We start from the raw sequence: 4,045 nt of genomic DNA on the forward strand, positions 1-4,045 counted from the left end.
GTCATGTTTGAGTAATTTGATGCACTATCAGATTTTTAACTCACCGATTTTACATCATCTGACAACAATTATAAATTTTTATTTCCCTTGGATTCCCTATTCTAAAACCCGAACGATAAACTGGATTTTCCCCATTCGTTGTCAAGCAATCTCTCTAGTTTATTGAGTATTCATACTTATTTTTCAACCCGACTGTTTTTTTAGCCAGAGGCAATGGCTAAAAAATAGTTACTTTGTACTATATTTTGAATTCCAAAATCGGGGCTAATACTTTATTTTTCTCAAAATGAGAATTGCTGCTTCGCTATCTTTTTTTCAAAATGAGAATTGCTGCGAGTGAAGCGAACTGCTTGCAGCAGCGCTTCGCTATCGCTCAATTTCCCTGAAGAATTTAGTAGGGGCGATCGCCACCAATTAACCACCGAATCCTTCATCCTGTAAATCCTGATTCAGACAAATTCCCACAGCGATCGCTCATCATTAATTATCCTCAAATTAACAACCTTATTTTGGTGCGATTAGAGTTATTTCAGATCCCCGACTTCTTAGAGAAGTCGGGGATCTAGGGATCTAGGGACAGCGATCGCCACCAATTAACCACCGAATCCTTCATCCTGTAAATCCTGATTCAGACAAATTCCCACAGCGATCGCTACCAATTATACTAAACACGGGTGAGATTTAAACTTTTGCCAAATGACAAAGAACCCAGATGTGCAGGGGTAAAGCAAGAGCTTCATAGGTGTCAACTTAAGCTCAAATCCCTACCACATCTCGTTCCTAGTCTCTGACTAGGAATGCAGTTGATGAGGCTCTGCCTCTAATATCATTGAAGGCAGAGCCTTCTAGAATTCATTCCCAGTCAGAGACTGGGAATCAGACGACTTGAGTTCTTTGCGGGATAGATGTTTTACGTTAAGTTGACACCAATAAGCTTTTGCTTTACCCCTACGTTTAGAATCAAACAATCAAGCCGTTTTGAGTATAATCACCGTCAAATTAGCAACCTCATCTGCAAACAGATCCCTCATCCTGTAAATCCTGAAATCCTGGAAATCCTGATTCAGACAATTAATCACCGTCAAATTAGCAACCTCATCTGCAAACAGATCCCTCATCCTGTAAATCCTGAAATCCTGTAAATCCTGATTCAGACAATTAATCACCGAGTCCCCCATCCTGTAAATCCTTAAAATCCTGATATGGCTTGCGCCACGCTACGCTATCAGACAATTTAATTACCGTCACGTCAATTTTTCTAATGTTGCGTAGTCTATGCTAAATATCCCAACCCCAAACAACCAAATTATGAAAACTAGAACTAATCAAATTCTTCTATCTATCAGGGTAAGCTTATTTGGCTTGATTGCTTTCACTCCTAGCATCAGTATTGCCCAACCAATCGCACAACTTAACAACTGGGAATTTCACCCCAAGTCCCAGCAATTAAAAATTAGTCTCTCCGCAACTGCAACACCCCAATATTTCCAACTAATGCAACCACCACGAATAGTTCTCGATTTGCCTAACACCAAATTGGGTAAAGTCCTCACTCAAAAAGAATATTCAGGAGCAATTCAGAGAATTCGTATTTCTCAACTTAACGCCAATATTACCCGAATAGTTCTTGACCTCGCACCAGGAACTCAATTACAAACCAATCAAATACAACTTCAACCTCTTTCTCGACAAAAACCTACGCGCTGGGTCTTAAATCCTCATATTACCTTTTCTCCTGCTAACAGTCTCTTAACCACACCCTCCACTAGCCTACCACCATCCACAAATCTCACCACTAACTCCCAACAACCCTTAATCACCGTCCCACCCCTAAATTCTCAAAACCCCTCACCCATAATCAATTCCCCCCTTCCTCCCGCAATGTTGCCCACACCTGAAGAAAACAAAAACAGTTCCCCAAATAACCCTAAAGAAATTCCCATTATTGAATTTGGTCAACCTTTACCCAGCCAAAAATTTTAGCTTAACCCACTGGTTTCTCAACCCAAAAATTTGTAACAATAGAAATCAGCAGGTTATTTTCCTCAGTTCCAATATTTTTTGGTAGTTTTTAGACATGAGTAATACCAGTAATTTTCGTGAAGCTTTCCGTGAGGCGAAAACTCATGGACTTGTTGGACCCAATGTCATCGCTAACGCCCTCCCCTACGTCGGTGGTGGATTAGTCCTAACTGCATTGGGAACTTATGGTGGTTTAGGCATTATCCGCACTAACCCTGGACTCTTTTTTCCTACCTTTATTGGGGCGGTAATTCTCGAATTAATTTTATTCTTCGTTGCCCAAAATGTCGCATCCAAAGGTAACAAAGCCCTAGCTTTACCTCTATTGGGTATTTACAGTCTACTATCTGGATACACATTGAGTGGCTTGGTATTTGTGGCTTTGAGAACCCAAGGGGTAGGTATTCAAGGTATTGGTATTGCTGCTCTTAGTTGTGGAATTACCTTCATTGCTGCCCGAAAAATCGGTTCTAATCTTTCGGAAGCAGATGGGATGGCGTTGACAAAAACCGTTAGTTTGGGCATTGTTGCCTTATTGGTGGTTTGTCTTCTCCAATTTGCCTTTGCCTTGTTTGGTGTTTACACACCCAGTTGGTTAGAAATTGGTATCTCTGGTATAGGTGTATTTCTCTTCGCTGGAGCATCAGTAGTTGATTTCTACATCTTGCCTCGCACTTATCGCAATGATGAATATTTGCCAGCAGCTTTGTCAATGTACCTTACCTACATCAACTTATTCGTCTTTATCTTACGCTTGCTTATTGCTATCAATGGTCGTGATTAAGTATATTTAGGCAGAGAAAACTCAAATTTGTCAGGAAAGAGGAAAAGGGAAAAGGGAAAGAAAAATCTTTAACCTTCTTCCTCCTGAATCCTGACTCCTGACTCGGTGACTATATTTAAAATCTTTCCGTATCTTGAGGACTTCCCACAGCCCCCGGTTGAGATAAAAAGAAATTTTGAGCCGATTCATTTTGATAAATACATCTAATATCTGGCTTTTCACTATTTAAGTCCCCTGTAAACCCAAAGGTATTGAGACGATTCTTACATTCTCTTACCTGGTCTGATGTTACAAGTTTTTTATTTTCTAAAATAGCCCAGTTATTTTGACGAATAACACATCCAGGACGGATATTTGGCTGGGCAACAAAGACATTAAAGGGATTAAGAGTTACAAAGAGTCTGGCATCCATCACCATTGCACTAGATCCATACTGCACACAAATCTCAGGATTTGGCGCTCTAGTATCAATGAACTCACGGGAAGCCACATTTGATGAACTCAATGTAGTTGTCGAACTAAACGCAATCCCAATCCCAATTCCCAAAATCAGCACCGCTCCAAAAATGGCAATGGTGACGAAGTTAAACATCGGGGATTGGAACATAGAGGGTTTAGACGGATTAGTTGGTCTATTATTAGCAGATTTACGTCTCATTTTCGCTTTATTACCTTCGTCCCAAGAGTGGTTTTTTAATTTCTCCCTTATTCAGTATGCCGATCCTTGAGAATAATTATCCCCTATTTTCACTTTTAAGGAAAATTTAAAATAAAAAAAAGCCCGCATTAGCGGACTTACTAGATTTAAAAAATCTACCGACTATTTTGCATTCTGACTCTTAGAAGTGTAATAAACCTTACTACCTGTATCTGGAACAAAATGACAACCAATAGCGGAATTCCACAAAGACTTCCAAACTGGTTCTTTCGATTCATGGAAATACTCACCCATAATTGGTTTAATTGCCTCAGTCGCTTTCAACAAATTGTAATGAGGCATATTCAAGAAAATGTGGTGAGCAACATGAGTACCGATATCATGATGAATGTGGTTAAAAATCCCATAATCTCGGTCAACACTAGAAATTGCCCCTTTCAGGAAAGTCCATTCTTCCCCACGATACCAAGGAATTCCGGGTTCAGTGTGGTGTAAGAAAGTCACCAAATCTAACCAAATGATAAAGACAATATAAGGGCCAGCGTAGTATTTTAACAACCACATCCAACCATATTGATAAG

General features: G+C 39.9%; 5 protein-coding genes. 2 read left to right on the forward strand and 3 right to left on the reverse strand.

The annotated features are described in order from the left end of the window. Nucleotides 1-281 precede the first annotated feature (281 nt). A complete protein-coding gene (locus AN486_RS26200; RefSeq protein WP_199924276.1) occupies nt 282-434 on the reverse strand; it encodes a hypothetical protein in 153 nt (50 codons plus the stop codon). 874 nt (nt 435-1,308) lie between these two features. Between AN486_RS26200 and AN486_RS26205 the strand changes: the two genes are divergently transcribed. Next, nucleotides 1,309-1,983: an AMIN domain-containing protein gene (locus AN486_RS26205; protein ID WP_052149955.1), complete on the forward strand. Its 675-nt coding sequence runs from the start codon at nt 1,309-1,311 to the stop codon at nt 1,981-1,983. Nucleotides 1,984-2,077: 94 nt separating this feature from the next. Further along, on the forward strand, nt 2,078-2,806 hold the full coding sequence (locus AN486_RS26210; RefSeq protein ID WP_053539862.1) for a Bax inhibitor-1 family protein: 729 nt from the start codon (nt 2,078-2,080) through the stop codon (nt 2,804-2,806). A 115-nt stretch (nt 2,807-2,921) separates the two neighbouring features. Here AN486_RS26210 and AN486_RS26215 read toward each other — a convergent pair whose 3' ends face one another. Then, on the reverse strand, nt 2,922-3,464 hold the full coding sequence (locus AN486_RS26215; protein ID WP_053539863.1) for a DUF3172 domain-containing protein: 543 nt from the start codon (nt 3,462-3,464) through the stop codon (nt 2,922-2,924). Nucleotides 3,465-3,626: 162 nt separating this feature from the next. Beyond that, on the reverse strand, nt 3,627-4,045 hold a 419-nt coding region (locus AN486_RS26220; protein ID WP_290603022.1), incomplete at its 5' end, for a fatty acid desaturase.

It is taken from the genome of Anabaena sp. AL93, from assembly GCF_001672085.1.
GTDB lineage: Bacteria > Cyanobacteriota > Cyanobacteriia > Cyanobacteriales > Nostocaceae > Dolichospermum > Dolichospermum heterosporum.